Source organism: Vibrio sp. Isolate32 (assembly GCF_022397955.1).
Lineage (GTDB): Bacteria > Pseudomonadota > Gammaproteobacteria > Enterobacterales > Vibrionaceae > Vibrio.
Genome location: NZ_JAKEUQ010000001.1, coordinates 329322 through 344664, shown reverse-complemented (window position 1 = coordinate 344664; position 15343 = coordinate 329322). Strand labels below are relative to the sequence as shown.

At 45.0% G+C, this 15343-nt stretch carries 16 protein-coding genes, 3 pseudogenes and 1 other annotated feature; of the genes and pseudogenes, 14 read left to right on the top strand and 5 right to left on the bottom strand.

Going from position 1 to position 15343, the window contains the following annotated elements; all coding sequences use genetic code 11:
• The 5 genes and pseudogenes from L1D11_RS01495 to L1D11_RS01475 form a co-directional block, all read right to left on the bottom strand.
• A partial coding sequence (locus L1D11_RS01495) for an IS4 family transposase (protein ID WP_239861978.1) occupies positions 1-959 on the bottom strand: 959 nt, incomplete at its 3' end.
• A gap of 40 nt (positions 960-999) precedes the next feature.
• Positions 1000-1209 (bottom strand): annotated as a pseudogene (locus L1D11_RS01490) (transposase domain-containing protein); the annotation flags it as partial.
• A gap of 164 nt (positions 1210-1373) precedes the next feature.
• Entirely contained in the window at positions 1374-2405 is a 1032-nt protein-coding gene (rluB, locus tag L1D11_RS01485) for a 23S rRNA pseudouridine(2605) synthase RluB (protein WP_239831451.1), read from the bottom strand.
• Positions 2406-2564: 159 nt separating this feature from the next.
• Complete coding sequence (locus L1D11_RS01480) at positions 2565-3185, bottom strand: L-threonylcarbamoyladenylate synthase (protein ID WP_009848751.1); 621 nt, start codon at positions 3183-3185, stop codon at positions 2565-2567.
• Positions 3186-3247: 62 nt separating this feature from the next.
• Positions 3248-4102 (bottom strand): PHP domain-containing protein, encoded by an 855-nt coding sequence (locus tag L1D11_RS01475; RefSeq protein WP_017061496.1) that lies wholly within the window; start codon positions 4100-4102, stop codon positions 3248-3250.
• A gap of 120 nt (positions 4103-4222) precedes the next feature.
• On the opposite strand from L1D11_RS01475, the gene L1D11_RS01470 reads away from it, so the two are divergent.
• The 14 genes and pseudogenes from L1D11_RS01470 to L1D11_RS01405 all read left to right on the top strand — a co-directional run bounded on the left by L1D11_RS01470 (position 4223) and on the right by L1D11_RS01405 (position 15253).
• Complete coding sequence (locus L1D11_RS01470; RefSeq protein WP_009848753.1) at positions 4223-4348, top strand: trp operon leader peptide; 126 nt, start codon at positions 4223-4225, stop codon at positions 4346-4348.
• Positions 4295-4409, top strand: a sequence feature (Trp leader region). It overlaps the preceding gene by 54 nt.
• Before the next feature lie 125 nt (positions 4410-4534).
• On the top strand, positions 4535-6124 hold the full coding sequence (locus L1D11_RS01465) for an anthranilate synthase component 1 (RefSeq protein WP_239831450.1): 1590 nt from the start codon (positions 4535-4537) through the stop codon (positions 6122-6124).
• A gap of 2 nt (positions 6125-6126) precedes the next feature.
• Positions 6127-6735 carry an aminodeoxychorismate/anthranilate synthase component II gene (locus L1D11_RS01460; RefSeq protein ID WP_239831449.1) on the top strand — a complete coding sequence of 203 codons (609 nt, stop codon included), beginning with the start codon at positions 6127-6129 and terminating at the stop codon, positions 6733-6735.
• Positions 6736-6744: 9 nt separating this feature from the next.
• The gene (gene trpD / locus L1D11_RS01455) at positions 6745-7740 is read left to right on the top strand and encodes an anthranilate phosphoribosyltransferase (protein ID WP_239831448.1); all 996 of its coding nucleotides are present in this window, start codon (positions 6745-6747) and stop codon (positions 7738-7740) included.
• Positions 7741-7765: 25 nt separating this feature from the next.
• Complete coding sequence (gene trpCF, locus L1D11_RS01450) at positions 7766-9205, top strand: bifunctional indole-3-glycerol-phosphate synthase TrpC/phosphoribosylanthranilate isomerase TrpF (RefSeq protein WP_239831447.1); 1440 nt, start codon at positions 7766-7768, stop codon at positions 9203-9205.
• A 143-nt stretch (positions 9206-9348) separates the two neighbouring features.
• Positions 9349-10539: a tryptophan synthase subunit beta gene (gene trpB, locus L1D11_RS01445; protein ID WP_239831446.1), complete on the top strand. Its 1191-nt coding sequence runs from the start codon at positions 9349-9351 to the stop codon at positions 10537-10539.
• Entirely contained in the window at positions 10539-11345 is an 807-nt protein-coding gene (gene trpA, locus L1D11_RS01440; RefSeq protein WP_239831445.1) for a tryptophan synthase subunit alpha, read from the top strand. Before trpB ends, trpA begins: the two co-directional genes overlap by 1 nt.
• Positions 11346-11462: 117 nt before the next feature.
• Positions 11463-11816, top strand: a pseudogene (locus tag L1D11_RS01435) (transposase); the annotation flags it as partial.
• Positions 11817-12374, top strand: a pseudogene (locus L1D11_RS01430) (cation:dicarboxylase symporter family transporter); the annotation flags it as partial.
• 393 nt (positions 12375-12767) lie between these two features.
• The gene (locus tag L1D11_RS01425) at positions 12768-13016 is read left to right on the top strand and encodes a hypothetical protein (protein WP_239831444.1); all 249 of its coding nucleotides are present in this window, start codon (positions 12768-12770) and stop codon (positions 13014-13016) included.
• A gap of 109 nt (positions 13017-13125) precedes the next feature.
• Positions 13126-13707 carry a septation protein A gene (locus tag L1D11_RS01420; RefSeq protein ID WP_239831443.1) on the top strand — a complete coding sequence of 194 codons (582 nt, stop codon included), beginning with the start codon at positions 13126-13128 and terminating at the stop codon, positions 13705-13707.
• A 267-nt stretch (positions 13708-13974) separates the two neighbouring features.
• Complete coding sequence (gene yciA / locus L1D11_RS01415) at positions 13975-14373, top strand: acyl-CoA thioester hydrolase YciA (RefSeq protein ID WP_004741235.1); 399 nt, start codon at positions 13975-13977, stop codon at positions 14371-14373.
• A gap of 186 nt (positions 14374-14559) precedes the next feature.
• Positions 14560-14856 (top strand): YciI family protein, encoded by a 297-nt coding sequence (locus tag L1D11_RS01410; RefSeq protein WP_239831442.1) that lies wholly within the window; start codon positions 14560-14562, stop codon positions 14854-14856.
• Between the two features lies 1 nt (position 14857).
• Positions 14858-15253, top strand: a complete 396-nt coding sequence (locus L1D11_RS01405; protein WP_239831441.1) for a GspS/AspS pilotin family protein — start codon at positions 14858-14860, stop codon at positions 15251-15253.
• Positions 15254-15343 lie beyond the last annotated feature (90 nt).

Below are 15343 nucleotides of genomic sequence, written 5' to 3'. Positions count from 1 at the left end.
ATTTCCCACCTTTCGAAGTACACATCTAATAATGATTTTAAACTGTATTTTCTATCTGTTAGAGAAGTCAGCAGCCCTTGTATATGATTGGGTTGTTGTTCAACGTCATCGGGATATAGAGCTAGCCTAGCTTTCCACGTTTTTGGGAGGCTCGCGTCTTGTTTTCTAGCCTGGGGAGAGACGTTCATCTCCACAATCAGATCTCGCCCATCATCATCGAGCTGCTCGATAATTTCATATTTTACATTCGACTTTATTGGCGTCATCCAGTGGCTTGTTCCATGTTCTTGTTGCCAGTTAAGCATAAGTTCCGCGCTCAAGTAGCAACGGTCAAAAATGGTCAATGAATTCGGAACTGCTGATGAAATTAAATCTTTTGCATAGCTGATTTCACCTTTAGAGCTTTCCCCAAAAGCCACATCATGAAGAAGGCGACTCCGTAGTGATGTGAGTGCGCACATTCGAACGATTGGGTACTCAGTGTGCCTGTCTTTTCGGTAGTAAACATATTGATAATGCTCAGCTAAGCTTGGGTTATCGTGAGTTCTAAACTGTGTGCCATCAATTGAAAATAGGCTCAAACCATTCCATTTATCACCCGCATCTTCCGACTGTGTCCAGTRCTTTGCTGTGATTGAGAATAGTGACTTTAAAGGCTTAGCGGTGAGGCGTTTTCTTGCCTGAGGAATTGCACTAGGTGCAATCGTTTCACCCAATGAATTAGACAATTTGAGGTCGAGTTTATCGAGTACATCGGTGATCGGTCTATCTCGATATAGACCAATACCAACGACCAACCATACAACAAGTTCGGCAGGTAACTTTCTACGGCGCATACTCGCTTTGTTTGTTTCAGATAAAGCTTGGTTTATCCAATCTAGCGGAAGGTCTTTTTGGAACAAAGAAAGAGATTCTGGATTAGCAAAATCGTCAACATCGATTAACCAGTGTGACAGCATAAAAAATACCCTTAAACAAAAGTGCTTAAGGGTATTGTTNTACATCGGTGATCGGTCTATCTCGATATAGACCAATACCAACGACCAACCATACAACAAGTTCGGCAGGTAACTTTCTACGGCGCATACTCGCTTTGTTTGTTTCAGATAAAGCTTGGTTTATCCAATCTAGCGGAAGGTCTTTTTGGAACAAAGAAAGAGATTCTGGATTAGCAAAATCGTCAACATCGATTAACCAGTGTGACAGCATAAAAAATACCCTTAAACAAAAGTGCTTAAGGGTATTGTTAACCACCTGTAGGATCGTTCAACTGATCAGGAAAATGCTTAAATGATCAGTGTTAGCTCAATGAGCAGGTTTTTTAGTATTCAGCGCTTTAAACTAATGAATCGTTAGGTTAAGAACTCACGCAATTACTGACGTGTTCTTGGCTTAGCTGGTTTAGCCGGACGACCATTATTTGTCTTTGGCTTACTTTTGTTAGCTTGAGGCTTGCCTTTCGCTGCTGGAGCACTGCGACCTGAATCAGGTGTTGTAGTACCACGAGTAGCTGGCTTCTTACGCTTAGCTTGATTGCTACGGCCTTTTGGCGCATTTGCGCGCTCTTCGTGACGCTTAACGGCACGACGAATTTTCTGGCTACGAGAACGCTCACGCTTGCGAGAAGTGTTTGAAGGATCAAGATCCAACAGCGTCTCTTTCTCAGGCTTAAGTTCTACAAGCTCACGCAGGTAGTTTACTTCTTGAAGATCTAGCTCTTTCCAACCGCCACGAGGCAGTTTTTTGTCAAGGTAGATATCACCGTAACGTACACGTTTCAGGCGGCTTACTGTTGTTTCTTGAGATTCCCAAAGACGACGAACCTCACGGTTACGACCTTCGTTAATCGCTACGTAGAAAGTATGGTTCATACCTTCACCACCAGCGTAAACCACATCTTCAAAACGAGCCATGCCGTCTTCTAGTTGTACGCCACGAGTAACGTTTTTAACTTTTTGCTCAGTCACTTCACCGAATACACGTACTAGGTACTCACGCTCAACCTGACGGCTTGGGTGCATTAGACGGTTTGCAAGCTCACCATCAGTAGTGAAAAGCAAAAGACCCGATGTGTTTGCATCAAGACGACCAACTGAAATCCAACGAGAACCACGGATCTTAGGTAGACGATCGAAAACAGTACGGCGGCCTTCAGGATCGTGACGAGTACAAAGCTCACCTTCAGGTTTGTAGTAAGCAAGTACACGACAAACCACTTCTTCAGAAGCCTTGCCTGAAACAGTATGGCCATCGATACGGATCACTGAGTTCTCGTCTTCAAGACGCTCACCCAGTTTCGCAACTTGACCGTTAACACTTACACGACCAGATTTGATTAAACCTTCTAGTTCACGACGAGAACCGTGACCAGCTCGCGCTAAAACCTTCTGTAATTTTTCGCTCATTTACTCTTTTCTACCTAATTGTCGTCTTCACAGACGTCGAATGAATTTTTCGCGACCAAATCGCGGTCGCGCATTATCGCAAATAACCTGCCAAAAAGCACTTGTTATTTACTGTGGCAGGTTTGCTGTATCGTTACAGACTGTTAATCAGTAAAGCGATTATTCAAACGGCGCAGGATCGCCCGCACCACGACGCAGAACTACGGCATCATCGTCACTGAAGTCAATAACCGTCGTCGGTTGCTCACCTAAGTAACCGCCATTCAAAATGACGTCAACTGCATGCTCTAGGCTGTCACGAATTTCTTCTGGATCCGACTCAGTCGTCTCGTTACCCGGAAGAATCAGAGACGTCGACATCAGTGGTTCGCCCATCGCTTCCAACAGGTCGAGTGCAATCTTGTTGTCTGGGACACGAATACCAATCGTTTTACGCTTGGCGTTCATCAAACGCTTTGGCACTTCTTTGGTTGCTTTAAAGATAAACGTGTAAGCACCTGGCGTGTGTGCTTTCAGCAGACGGAAAGCCACGTTATCAACTCGTGCATACAGTGATAATTCAGAAAGATCACGGCATAACAACGTGAAATTATGCTTGTCATCGATGCGACGAATTTTACAGATACGTTCAAGTGCTTGTTTGTTTTCAAGCTGACAGCCCAGCGCATAACCGGAATCTGTTGGATAAACCACAACACCGCCATTGCGAATAATCGCAACCGCTTGAGTAATTAAGCGTGCTTGTGGGTTATCTGGGTGTACATAAAAAAACTGGCTCATTATTGATCCTCGTTATCGAATCTCTCGACTCTATCATCAGAAGGAGCTGGTTCACCTAAAGACTATTCAGATGGTGAAACCGTTTGAAACTCCCAATCTTTCCATACTTCTTCGACTCCAGAAGGTAGCCAGAGATTACGTCCAAGTTCCATCCACGGAGATGGGTAATGGAAATCACTGCCTTGGGAGGCTAATAGTTTGTATTGTATAGCATAATCCGCGAGTGTGCGTCTTTCTTGTTGCGCTTGCTGAGGTTGAGCGACTTCCATCGCATCCCCTTTCGCTTCAACAAATGCAGCTAGCAAGCGCTTAACCCACTTGGCTGTAAGGCCATATCGCCCAGGGTGAGCGAGTACGGCTTGACCACCAGCAGCATGAATGGCCGTGACAGCATCACTCATTGAGCACCACGTCGGCGGCACATAACCTGGGTTATTGCGAGTAAGAAACTTTTTAAACACCTGCTGCATGGTTTTTGCGTAGCCGTTGTCGACTAACCACTTAGCAAAGTGAGCGCGAGTAATAGGCGCATCACCCGCAATCAATTTAACTTCTTCTAGCACCCCTTCACGAGTCGCTTTCTCAAGACGGTGAGCGATCATCTCAGCACGCCCAATACGGTGTTGCTTCTGTTGTTCAATGAGCGCTTTGAGTTCTGGTGACTCAGGATCAACGTTTAACCCAACAATATGGATATCTTTGTTTTGCCAAACAGTCGAAATCTCAATGCCGTTGATCAACTGAATCGGAAGGTTGTTATCCGCAATGTAGCTGCGTGCTTCAGCAAGCCCATCAGTCGTATCATGATCTGTAATCGCTAGCGCTTCGATGTTAAAGCCAAGCGCTCGGTCAATTAGCTCAGGTGGAGTAAGTCGGCCATCTGAGGCTGTTGTATGACTATGTAGATCAATTCTCATATATTCTTTTTCATTGTTTTCAATTTTTATCGTTATATTTGTGTCAACACACTTGACCCGCAAGCGGAAAACTAGTTAACTAGTACGCAAATACGAAGTATCACATTTGATAGGTTCACCATGTTACAAGAATTTAACCAAAACCATAAAGATAAAGTTTTAGAACTTTCTTCAGTAGAAGCAAGTTCAGAGCTTAATTGGTGGCGCACTTGGACAAGTTCTTGGTGGGCTAACGTGTACTTCTAGTTAAACAGTTTGTTTATAAAAAAGTTATCACTAAGCCCGCTTTCATAGCGGGCTTTTTAATTTGTCGAACATCTCACATTCAACTGACTAACAAATCATCGAATTGACCATATTCTAGATTGGGTGAAAGGTATCTTTATGCGACTATGTACGGCAGGAAATTTAAAGAATCATAAAGGAGGTCTTGTGAACAAGGCCATTGAAATCAAAAAGCTGGGAACCATTGAGGTCATCAATTCATCAGTTCCTTACTCGCAAGATCCAACCAGCGTTTTTCATACTTTGTGTGAAAACAAAACAGACAGTTTGCTGTTGGAATCTGCTGAAATTGAATCGAAGCAAAACCTGACAAGCCTACTCCTTATCGACTCTGCTGTTCGTATCGTATGTCGCGGACATGAAGTAACCTTTCAAGCATTGACTCAAAATGGTCAAGCGCTTATCGAACATCTGACTGAAAACGTTAAAGCAGAGATTAAATCTGATTTAACGGATAACTTACTGACGCTGACTTTTGTTGAGCCGAGCAACGAATTAGATGAAGACTCACGCTTAAGAGAAGCTTCTTCTTTCGATGCACTACGTTTGGTTCAACACAGCTTTGAGCAAGACGCTGATAATAAGCACGCGTTATTCATGGCTGGCCTATTCGCTTACGACATCGTGGCAAACTTTGAACCGCTAGGCGATGCTGAAGCAACCAACAACTGCCCTGATTTTGTATTCTACGTCGCAGAAACACTATTGCGTTTCGACCACCAAGAAAACGAAGGTCTGCTACACGCAAGCTTGTTCACTCAAGATGACAGCATCAAAGCGCAGCTAACTGAACGTTTAGCCGACATTCAAACACAATGTCAGTCACTGAAAGCGATCACGGAAGTTACGCCACTAGACAACGTGGAAGCGGTACCAAGCGTTTCCGATGAAGATTTCTGCCAAACCGTTCGTGACCTAAAAGAGTACGTAGTAAAAGGCGATGTGTTCCAAGTCGTACCATCACGCCGCTTCACACTCCCTTGTCCTGCTCCACTAACAGCTTACAAAGAACTCAAACAAAGTAACCCAAGCCCTTACATGTTCTACATGCAAGATGAGCTGTTTACTCTGTTTGGTGCATCTCCAGAAAGCGCGCTGAAATACGAAACCGAAACCAACCAAATTGAGATTTACCCAATTGCGGGGACTCGTCGTCGAGGTAAGCGCCCAAATGGCCAAATCGATTTCGATTTAGACAGCCGTATCGAGCTTGAGCTGCGAACCGACAAAAAAGAGAACGCAGAACACATGATGCTAGTCGACCTAGCTCGTAACGACGTTGCGCGCATTGCCGAAGCTGGCACTCGCCACGTGGCCGACTTACTAAAAGTCGACCGCTACAGTCATGTGATGCACTTAGTTTCTCGTGTCGTTGGTCAACTACGTGAAGATTTAGACGCACTGCATGCTTACCAAGCTTGTATGAACATGGGCACGCTAACAGGTGCGCCAAAAATCCGCGCAATGCAGCTTATTCGAGATGTAGAAAAAACGCGTCGTGGTAGCTACGGCGGTGCGGTAGGTTACCTAACAGGTGAAGGCACATTAGATACTTGTATCGTGATTCGCTCTGCTTACGTTGAAGATGGAGTTGCACAAGTACAAGCTGGTGCTGGTGTGGTATTCGATTCAGATCCACAAGCAGAAGCTGATGAAACTCGCGGCAAAGCTCAAGCGGTTATTTCAGCGATTCAAGCTGCTCACACTAAAAACATCTCTAACAAGAAGGAGTCGTAATCATGGCTGATATTGTATTCATCGATAACTTCGACTCATTCACTTACAACCTGGTAGACCAATTCCGCTCATTGGGTCACAACGTAAAAATATACCGCAACAACATCTCTGCAAAGGTAGTGGAAGCGGCAATCAACGAACTAGACAACCCTGTTGCCCTACTTTCACCAGGTCCTGGCGCTCCAGCAGACGCAGGCTGCATGCCTGAGTTGATTCAACTGCTAAAAGGCAAGGTGCCAATGATTGGTATCTGCTTAGGTCACCAAGCTATCGTTGAAGCTTATGGCGGCACCGTTGCAGGCGCAGGCGAAATCATTCATGGTAAGGTGTCGATGATGGAGCACCAAAATCATGAGACTTACCAAGGCTTACCTTCTCCACTGGCTATTGCTCGCTACCACTCTCTGGTTGCTACTCATGTATCAGATAGCCTAACGGTAACCGCTGAAGTCGATGGTTTGGTGATGTCTGTGGTTCAAGAACAAGACAAAGTATGTGGATTCCAATTCCACCCAGAATCAATTATGACAACCTACGGTGCAACGCTTCTAGCGAACGCCATCGAATGGGCTCTTGAGAAGAACGCCACTCTTGATAAAAAGACTAACTAGGACGAAATCATGGAACAGATTAATAAACTTTACGAACAGCAGTCTCTTACTCAAGAAGAAAGCCAGCAATTATTCGACGTTATCATCAAGGGTGAACTAGACCCAATCCTGATGGCTTCTGCACTAACTGCTCTGAAAATCAAAGGCGAGACGCCAGAAGAAATCGCCGGCGCTGCAAAAGCACTGCTTGCTAATGCAAACCCGTTCCCACGCCCTGATTACGATTTTGCAGACATCGTGGGTACCGGTGGCGACGGTCACAACACCATTAATATCTCTACGACATCTGCATTTGTTGCTGCTGCATGTGGTTTAAAAGTTGCGAAACACGGTAACCGCAGTGTATCCAGCAAATCAGGCTCTTCTGACCTACTGGATTCGTTTGGCATCAACCTAGCGATGACGGCAGAAGACACTCGCACAGCTGTCGATGAGCTTGGCGTAGCGTTCCTATTTGCTCCGCAATACCACGGTGGCGTGCGTCACGCGATGCCTGTTCGCCAAACAATGAAAACACGCACTATCTTCAACATCCTTGGCCCACTGATTAACCCTGCTCGCCCTAACATCGAGCTAATGGGTGTTTACAGCAAAGAGCTAGTACGCCCTATCGCGGAAACCATGCTGAAAATGGGTATGAAGCGCGCAGCAGTTGTGCACGGTAGCGGCCTTGATGAAGTGGCAATTCACGGCGAAACCATGGTTGCGGAAATCAAAGATGGCGTAATTCACGAATACACAGTGACACCGGCTGACTTTGGTTTGAACACTCACCCTCTTGAAGCTATCAAGGGTGGCGAGCCAGAAGAAAACAAAGCCATCACAACCAATATCCTGACGGGTAAAGGCACTGAAGCACAAGTTGGTGCAGTGGCCGTGAACGTTGCTTTGCTGATGCGTCTATTTGGTCACGAAGACCTAAAAGCCAATGCACAACAAGCCATTGATGCGATGAACTCTGGCAAAGCGTACGAGCTTGTACAAAAGCTTGCCGCGCACGCCTAACGAACGACGAATTGAGACAAAGAACATGACACAGACTACCGATAAACTGTCGACCCACGTTTCAGTTAAAGAAGCTGAAATGGCGGAAGTATTAGCAAAAATCGTTCGTGATAAATACCAGTGGGTTGAAGCGCGTAAGCAAACTCAGCCTCTTGACGAGTTCAAAGCCGCTTTAACCAACTCAGACCGCAGTTTTTACGAGGCACTGAGCGGCGAACAAACGGTTTTCATTACTGAATGTAAAAAGGCATCACCATCGAAAGGTTTGATCCGTGACGACTTTGACTTGAACTACATTGCATCGGTTTATAACAACCACGCTAACGCAATTTCAGTTCTGACCGACGAGAAATACTTCCAAGGTGATTTTGAGTTTTTGCCAAAGGTTCGCAGCATCGCTAAGCAGCCGATCCTGTGTAAAGACTTCATGGTTGATACCTACCAAGTTTATCTCGCTCGTCACTACTCAGCAGATGCGATCTTGTTGATGCTGTCGGTGCTGAATGACGAAGAGTACCAAGCACTTGCTGAGGTTGCTCATTCACTGAGCATGGGTGTGCTTACAGAAGTCAGCAATGAAGAAGAGCTGCACCGCGCAGTGGCTTTAAACGCTAAGGTTATCGGCATTAACAACCGTAACCTGCGTGACCTGTCGACGGATTTGAATCGTACAAAAGAGCTGGCCCCACTACTTCGTGAGCTAGCACCTAATGCAATCGTAATTTCAGAGTCTGGCATCTACACACACCAACAAGTGCGTGACCTTTCAACATTTGCCGATGGTTTCCTAATTGGTAGCTCTCTTATGGCTGAAAAGAACCTTGAATTGGCCGTTCGTAAAGCAACGCTGGGCGAAAACAAGGTGTGTGGTTTAACTCACTCTGACGATGCTGCCAAAGCATATCAAGCAGGTGCGGTATTCGGTGGCCTGATTTTCGTTGAAGCATCTAAACGTCATGTGGATATTGAAGCGGCTCGTTTGACGATGAGCGGCGCTCCTTTGAACTATGTCGGCGTGTTCCAAAATCACAGTGTTGCGGACGTTGTTCACACCGTTTCTGAGCTAGGCCTGTTCGCTGTGCAATTGCACGGTGATGAGTCTCAAGCGTATGTTGATGAGCTAAAACAATCACTGCCTGAAAACGTTGAGATTTGGAAAGCTTACGGTGTGGCTTGCGAAGCTGAGAGCGCATTACCAGAATTACTGGAAAGCAACGTGACTCGTCACCTGCTAGATACTAAAGTGGGTTCTCAAACTGGCGGTACTGGTCAAGCGTTCGATTGGAGCCTGATCAACAACCAAAGCGCAATCATGTTGGCCGGTGGTCTAAACCCAGAAAATGCATACCAAGCCGCTAAGTTGGGCTGCTTAGGCTTAGATCTAAACTCTGGTGTTGAATCTGCTCCAGGTAAAAAAGACGCAGACAAACTGCAACGCGCTTTTGAGGCGATTCGTAATTACTAGTCTGGCTTCTAAAAGCAAAAACCAGAACTAGAGCTAGAAAGCGGAAACTAGAAACATATTTGTGAGCTTTGCCTTTGCGAAGCTCAAACAAGACTATATGACTTGGGGTGAAGACACTCCAATAGAATTGAAGGAATAATATAATGGCTAAACTCGATGCCTACTTCGGTGAATACGGTGGTCAATACGTACCGCAGATCCTAGTGCCAGCACTAGACCAACTTGAACAAGCATTTATCGATGCGCAAGCCGATCCTGAGTTCCGCAGTGAATTCATGACGCTTCTTCAAGAGTACGCGGGTCGTCCAACAGCGCTAACGCTAACTCGCAACCTAACTAAAGGTACAAAGACCAAACTTTACCTAAAACGTGAAGACCTACTTCACGGCGGTGCACACAAAACTAACCAGGTACTTGGTCAGGCTCTACTTGCTAAGCGTATGGGCAAAAATGAGATCATCGCTGAAACCGGTGCGGGCCAGCACGGTGTTGCGACGGCGCTAGCATGTGCTCTATTGGGTCTTAAATGTCGCGTTTACATGGGTGCTAAAGACGTTGAACGTCAAAGCCCGAACGTGTTCCGCATGAAGCTAATGGGCGCAGAGGTTATCCCTGTTCATTCTGGTTCGTCTACTCTAAAAGACGCGTGTAACGAAGCGCTACGTGACTGGTCTGCAACCTATGAAGATGCGCACTACCTACTGGGTACTGCTGCGGGTCCTCACCCATTCCCAACGATTGTTCGTGATTTCCAACGCATGATTGGTGAAGAAACGAAAAACCAAATTCTAGCGCGTGAAGGTCGCCTTCCTGATGCGGTTATCGCTTGTGTTGGCGGCGGTTCAAACGCTATCGGTATGTTCGCTGATTTCATTGAAGAAGAGTCTGTTCGCCTAATCGGTGTTGAGCCTGCTGGTAAAGGTATTGATACCGACCAACACGGCGCGCCGCTGAAGCACGGTAAAACCGGTATCTTCTTTGGTATGAAAGCACCATTGATGCAAGATGAGAACGGCCAAGTAGAAGAGTCTTACTCTGTATCTGCGGGTCTAGATTTCCCATCAGTTGGTCCTCAACACGCGCACCTAAATGCTATTGGCCGTGCTGAATACGACAACGTAACCGATGACGAAGCACTAGAAGCTTTCCAAGCTATCGCACGTAACGAAGGTATTATCGCAGCGCTAGAGTCATCTCATGCTTTGGCTCATGCAATTAAAATGGCTCACGACGATCCAGAGAAAGAACAGCTATTAGTCGTTAACTTATCTGGCCGTGGTGACAAAGACATTTTCTCTGTACACGACATTCTTAAAGAGAAAGGAGCATTATAATGGATCGCTATCAATCACTCTTCACTCGCTTAGCTGAAAAGAATCAGGGCGCATTCGTACCATTCGTAACGGTTGGTGATCCTAACCCTGAGCAATCGCTTAAGATCATGGAAACTTTGGTTGAAGCGGGTGCTGATGCGCTTGAACTTGGTATCCCATTCTCTGATCCACTGGCTGATGGCCCAACAATCCAAGGTGCGAACATTCGTGCGTTAGATTCTAAAGTAACGCCTGATGTGTGTTTTGATCTTATTGGACAAATCCGCGCGAAATACCCAGAGCTACCAATTGGCCTACTGATGTACGCGAACTTGGTTTATGCACGTGGCATCGAGAGCTTCTATGAGCGTTGTGCCAATGCTGGTATCGACTCAGTATTGATCGCAGACGTACCGACAAACGAAAGTGGTGAGTTTGTTGCAGCAGCGAAGAAGTTTGGCGTTCACCCAATCTTTATTGCTCCGCCAACGACAAGCGATGAAACACTTAAGTCTGTATCTGAACTTGGTGGTGGCTACACTTACCTACTTTCTCGTGCTGGCGTAACGGGTGCAGAAACCAAAGCAAACATGCCAGTCACCACACTGCTTGACCGTTTGAACAAGTTCGACGCGCCACCAGCGCTGCTTGGTTTCGGCATCTCGGCTCCTGAGCAAGTTAAAGAAGCTATTCAAGCAGGCGCTGCTGGTGCTATCTCTGGCTCAGCGGTTGTAAAAATCATTGAAAACAACGTTGAACAGCCAGAAGCAATGCTTAAAGCACTGGCCGAATTCGTTACGCCAATGAAAGCAGCAACACAGAAATAACGCTTTCTCAGATCGTAACTGAATAAAAGCTCCGTCATAATACGGGCCTAATTATATGGTCTGCCTCACTCTCAAGCCCTTAAGCTTAGAGCAGGCTCTCAGAATGAGGTGAACCATATGTCTTCTATTCATATTTTAGGTATCGACTTAGGTAAACATTGCTTCCATGCTATCGCACATAACCGTTGTGGGGTGGAGGTGCTTCGTCGTAAATTTAATCGCAACCAACTCTTAATCTTTCTTAGTAAAATAGAACCAACAACTATTGCTTTCGAAGCCTGTGGCAGTGCTCATTGGCTTACTCGAAAGTGTGGTGAGCTTGGTCATCAACCCCGACTTATGCCTCCTCAGTATGTTAAGCCTTATGTCAAAGGCAATAAAAACGATTTCATCGATGCCTCAGCGATCGCTGAGGCTGCGGATCGACCGACCATGAGGTTTGTCGCTGTAAAAAGTGAAGAGGCTCAAGTCATCGCTGCGATCATGATCTTCGGCTTTGTCGCTCAATGATGATTCAAATCTTGACTAAGACTTCTGCGAAGAAGTTCCTAGTGGCAATGAAGAAGCCCCAAGCGGTTGCCCTCGTCAATGGCTACACTACCAGTCACAATGGAAACGGTAGAGAAAGAGCTTGGCGTTCGTAACTCTACTGCATCATTCGTTCTGCCACTTGGAGCGACAATCAACATGCCTGGTAATGCAATCTACTACGGCCTAGTGACTATCTTCTTTGCACGGCTGTTCAACATCGACCTTTCTATGAGTGCTTACGTTACTATTATCGTAACATCTACGCTAGGTGCGGTTGGTCAAGCAGGTGTTCCCGGTCCTTCTTATCTAGTGGTTGCAGTTCTTCTAGCGGCTGGTATCCCTATCGAAGGTCTACAGCTTCTATTCGTTTTAGACCGTATCTTCGATATCATTAGTACCGCACTAAACATCACTGGTGATGCAGCATTTGCCGTAATCGTCGATTCTCTAATCGAAGACGAAACGAAAGAAGCTGAGGTACAAAAACAGCAAGCGTAATAAATAAACGCTAAGTTAGTGGTAGCTGAATTAACACCACCAGCTTAAACTAAAAAATCCGAGAGCCTCAGAGCCCTCGGATTTTTGTTTTTAAATAGGTTAATAAGGGCAGTATCTTTTAAGAGAATGGATACTTCCCATGACAAACCTAGAATCATCAAAATGAGAATTTTACCATTCTCAAAATGAAACTATTTTACGTTCGCTGCGGATTGATGTTTAGAAAATAGAACGTACGTTCATTTAACTATCTGAAAAAATTCAATTCTATTTGATTGGGGGATTGTTCTGTTCAATTGGAAAAATGGCATTTGAATTGCTTGTTAAAGATAATCTAACCAATATATAGCAGGTTGCATCAGTTTCACTGCAGCTTGTCTCGGAGGATAGGCTATGACCTTACGAAGACATACGTATTACGGCTTAATTCACCATGGAATTAAAACCTTGTTAATGGATAGAGTTGGTCACTTTACTGAGCGCGAATATCATGAGTACCTTGACCTTACGACAGGAAAATCAACCTGTTTCGCGATGAGTGAACAAGAGTTAGAAAACACCTTAGATAACCTAAAAAGTGAAGGCTATCTCGAAGACATTAAAAATCTAATTCCTCGTTATCAAACAACATCAACCCGTTGAATTTCGGCCAAACATCGTCAGTTTAGTATCCAATTGTCTCGAGCTATTTAGTATCGAGGCAATTTTGGTTAGACTGGCGTTAACTCAACTAACCGGATATTCAGTCCACATGAAACAAATTCTTGATTTCATCCCTCTCATCATTTTCTTCGCGCTCTACAAGATGTACGACATCTATACGGCTACCGGGGCATTGATTGTCGCTTCTGCACTACAAATCGTTTTGACGTACTTCATCTACAAAAAAGTAGAAAAAATGCAGGTGATAACGTTTCTGATGGTGGCGGTATTTGGCGGAATGACCATCTTCTTGCACGACGACAACTTCATTAAATGGAAAGTCACTATCGTTTATGCCTTATTTGCTATTGGTCTAACCGCAAGCCACCTAATGGGGAAACCTGTGATTAAAGGCATGTTGGGCAAAGAGATAACACTTCCGGATCCGGTATGGGGCAAGATCAACTGGGCATGGACATTCTTCTTCACCCTATGCGCAATCATCAACGTATATGTTGCTTTTAACCTACCATTGGATGTGTGGGTTAACTTCAAGGTGTTTGGCCTGCTAATAGCAACATTACTATTTACGCTTCTTACGGGCATCTACATCTATAGGCATTTATCAAAAGATCAACAGCTACAAAAAGAGCAGCAAGAGCTTACTGATAAAAATACTGACGAGAAGTAACCCTGAGGGATGAGTCCTCATTCCCTTTTTGATACAATTCTTATCAATATGCTATTTAACAGTGGCCAATGATACTCGTGATCATTGGCCACTGGTTTTTTTGTGTTGCGGAAACTGGTCAAAATAAAGCCTATTATTTAATGACAATCTCACTAAATTAGTGGCCATCTGGTTTCTTGCTGTTCATTGCACTCATTTGCCAATGTGCTTAACCATTCAACACATCTGTTTTTATTTAAGATAATCAATACCACCAAGAGTACTACAATGACGATTCAATCAACTTTGAACCCTATTGGTTCTTTACTTCTTCGCACATTAGCGATGCCTTCTGACACCAATGCAGCGGGTCAGATCTTCGGTGGTTGGATAATGTCTCAGCTCGACCTAGCTGGCGGCATCTTGGCGAAAGAGATCTCTAACGGCAAGATAGTGACTGTTTCAGTATCAAGTATTGAATTCAAACAACCGGTATCAGTTGGCGATGTGGTGTGTGTTTATGGCGACTGTACCAAGATTGGTCGTAGCTCGATGAATATCGACTTGGAAGTATGGGTGAAGCCGGTTCTGGATCACGGCATTGGCGACCGTTACAAAGTATGTGGTGCGACATTCAACTACGTAGCCGTTGATGAAAGTGGCAAGCCTCGAACCATTAAGAAATAGCCAGCTTGCTGTAAGAATGGTCTTTAGTCTCAAGCAATGAAATCACTAAAGACCATACAAGTCTCTCGCACCAATTCACAATTTCTTATCATTAGCTCTTCCAATACCAATTAGTTCGCGTAAATTAGCAAGATAGCCATTTTATAATCTCCCCAATTCAGTGAAGTAAAATAAGGATATACCAATATGTGGTACGTGATTTTCTCTCAAGATGTCGAAAATTCATTAGAAAAACGCCTCAGTGTTCGCCCACAACACCTCGAACGCCTACAAACACTTCACGATGAAGGCCGACTATTAACAGCGGGCCCAATGCCAGCTATTGATTCAGATAACCCTGGCGAAGCTGGTTTCACAGGTTCGACGGTCATCGCTGAGTTTAACTCTTTAGAAGACGCACAGGCATGGGCAGGCGCAGACCCGTACATTGACGCAGGCGTCTACCAAAATGTCATCGTAAAACCATTCAAGAAAGTATTTTAACGTGAAAAAATGGATTATTAGCTCACTGACCGCTGTTCTGCTTGCAGGTTGTGCTTCAAGTGAGCAAGACCAACAAAGACAACTCGAGATGATGGCGCAGCACCGTGCTGGCGTGTTATCTGCAGGCCTGCCAATTGAGTATGGTCCACTGTCTATTATGCGAGTGCTGGCGAAAAACACCGTGATCGAAATCATGATGATTTACAACCAAGATGCTAAAGGTGCTAAACCTTTAAACCAAGTTGTCGATATGAGTGTGAATAGCTACTGCACCAACTCAGAGGTAAGAGCAAACCTAGATATGGGCTTAGCTTACAATATCAAGATTCGTAACACACGCGGACAATTGATGGTCGAGAAGCTTATCAGCAAAGATACGTGTCAGACCGACAGCTAGATTCGAGATTCGAGATTCGAGATTCGAGATTCGAGATTCGAGATTCGAGATTCGAGATTCGAGATTCGAGATTCGAACAAGTATAAAACT

Excerpts from the sequence above, each read along its gene's own strand:
- trpD (WP_239831448.1), top strand. The coding sequence starts at position 6,745 with ATGGAACAGATTAATAAACTTTACGAACAGCAGTCTCTTACTCAAGAA.
- L1D11_RS01480 (WP_009848751.1), bottom strand. The coding sequence starts at position 3,185 with ATGAGCCAGTTTTTTTATGTACACCCAGATAACCCACAAGCACGCTTA.
- trpB (WP_239831446.1), top strand. The coding sequence starts at position 9,349 with ATGGCTAAACTCGATGCCTACTTCGGTGAATACGGTGGTCAATACGTA.
- trpCF (WP_239831447.1), top strand. The coding sequence starts at position 7,766 with ATGACACAGACTACCGATAAACTGTCGACCCACGTTTCAGTTAAAGAA.
- trpA (WP_239831445.1), top strand. The coding sequence starts at position 10,539 with ATGGATCGCTATCAATCACTCTTCACTCGCTTAGCTGAAAAGAATCAG.
- L1D11_RS01470 (WP_009848753.1), top strand. The coding sequence starts at position 4,223 with ATGTTACAAGAATTTAACCAAAACCATAAAGATAAAGTTTTAGAACTT.
- L1D11_RS01425 (WP_239831444.1), top strand. The coding sequence starts at position 12,768 with ATGACCTTACGAAGACATACGTATTACGGCTTAATTCACCATGGAATT.
- L1D11_RS01420 (WP_239831443.1), top strand. The coding sequence starts at position 13,126 with ATGAAACAAATTCTTGATTTCATCCCTCTCATCATTTTCTTCGCGCTC.
- L1D11_RS01475 (WP_017061496.1), bottom strand. The coding sequence starts at position 4,102 with ATGAGAATTGATCTACATAGTCATACAACAGCCTCAGATGGCCGACTT.
- yciA (WP_004741235.1), top strand. The coding sequence starts at position 13,975 with ATGACGATTCAATCAACTTTGAACCCTATTGGTTCTTTACTTCTTCGC.
- L1D11_RS01460 (WP_239831449.1), top strand. The coding sequence starts at position 6,127 with ATGGCTGATATTGTATTCATCGATAACTTCGACTCATTCACTTACAAC.
- rluB (WP_239831451.1), bottom strand. The coding sequence starts at position 2,405 with ATGAGCGAAAAATTACAGAAGGTTTTAGCGCGAGCTGGTCACGGTTCT.
- L1D11_RS01410 (WP_239831442.1), top strand. The coding sequence starts at position 14,560 with ATGTGGTACGTGATTTTCTCTCAAGATGTCGAAAATTCATTAGAAAAA.